Raw genomic sequence first — 1,761 nt, 5'->3', positions numbered from 1 at the left:
TCTAAAGTGAAAAGTTAAATTCCACTTTAGATATGACAAAGTGGATTTTAGTCTTTCACAAGCTTCCAGTTGAATTTACTCTTACAGTTGAACTTACTTTTACACTTCTTTTGTGGAATTTACTCTTTCACCTGTATAATTTACCTGATATCTGTTTTCCATTTTCATGAAAGGTAGATTATCATGTCTTCTAACAATAAAAATTTACATCTTACTGTTCAAGAAAGAATCATCATTGAAAAAGGTATCGAAAACGGCTCTACTAAAGCTGCTATCGCTCTTACCATCGGCAAGGACAAGTCTACTGTTGGTAAAGAAATCAAAAAACATAGAGAACTTGTTCACAAATCTTCTTATAAAATTAATTGTGCTAATATGAAAAACTGTTCTCACAATCATGTCTGTGACAATTGTGCTGATTTTAAACCTTTCACCTGCAATCGTCGTGATCGTTCTCCTGGTGCATGTAACGGCTGTTCTAAATATACGCATTGTCGCTATGATAAGTATAGATACAAGGCTGATTTTTCTCATAAAAAATATAGAGAAGACCTTGTTGATTCTAGAACTGGTATCAATATGTCATATGAAGAATGCAAAGCTATGGCTGATATTATCGTTCCGCTTATTAAAGCCGGGCATTCTCCCTATCATATCGTTACCAATCATCCTGAATTGAATATTTCTGAAAAAACGCTCTACAACTATATTGAAAATGGTATCTTTAGAGAATTTGGACTTCTCGATATCGATCTTAGAATCAAAACAAAAAGAAAAATAACCAAAAAGGCTTCTAATAAATATAAAAAAAGAGAAGATAAAAAGTATTTGAATGGTCGTACATACGATGACTTTATTAATTATACAGCAGAAAATAAAAATCTAAGCGTTGTTGAAATGGATACGGTCTACAATAATGGTTCTACAGGTCCTTTCATGCAAACATTTAAATTTTTAGACTATTCTTTCATGTTTATCGTCTATCAAGAAGAAAAAACGGCGAAATCAATGGTCGAAGGCGTCGATTTTTTAGAAAAGATCTTAGGGGAAGACCTTTTCAGTGAAGAAGTTGCCATTATAAAGACTGATAGAGGAAGTGAATTTTGTGATGCTGAAGGGTTTGAAAAAGAAGAAAATGAATCAAGACGTACACGAATCTTCTATTGTGATCCAATGGCTTCTGGTCAAAAAGGAAGTTTAGAAAACAATCATAAAGAAATTCGCTATATTTGTCCAAAAGAAAATGATTTAAAAGATTTAGAACTTAACAGTCAGGAAAAAGCAAATCTAATAGTCTCACATATCAATTCTCAATCAAAAGAACATTTAAAAGGTAAATCACCATTAGAAGTAATGGAATTTATGAATCCTGCACTTTATCAAAAATTCAAAGATTTTGGAATTGAAAGAATCAACAAAGACAATATTGTTTTAAAACCTTACTTATTAAAAGATTAAAATCATTCAGAGAATGTATGAAAATGGGTATACAGATTGACAGTTCAATACTTTATTCAAGTGGATTTTAGTCTTACACTCAAAAAAAATTGACAAAAATGCACAGCTTTAATGTGCCCCAAAATAGTACTCTTTCATAACAAAATTTGGTTTTCAATCACATGAAAGACTAAATTCAACCATCAAAATAAAAAGAATATTAGGCAAATCACCTAATATTCTTATAAAATTTGCTTTCTGAAAGAGTAAATTCTACTTTTATTTTTCATTTTTTTAAAGTGGAATTTAACTTTTCACTTTAGC

At 30.5% G+C, this 1,761-nt stretch carries 1 protein-coding gene; it reads left to right on the top strand.

Annotation, left to right across the window (positions count from 1 at the left end; all coding sequences use genetic code 11):
• The first annotated feature begins 183 nt into the window (after positions 1 to 183).
• Positions 184 to 1,458 (top strand): helix-turn-helix domain-containing protein, encoded by a 1,275-nt coding sequence (locus LJD34_RS15845; protein ID WP_227360351.1) that lies wholly within the window; start codon positions 184 to 186, stop codon positions 1,456 to 1,458.
• Positions 1,459 to 1,761 lie beyond the last annotated feature (303 nt).

Origin of the sequence: Faecalibacillus sp. MSK20_93 (genome assembly GCF_020589945.1) — a bacterium.
GTDB lineage: Bacteria > Bacillota_I > Bacilli_A > Erysipelotrichales > Coprobacillaceae > Faecalibacillus > Faecalibacillus intestinalis.
The sequence above is the reverse complement of the archived record's forward strand: the minus strand, read 5'-3'. Positions and strand labels throughout refer to the sequence as shown.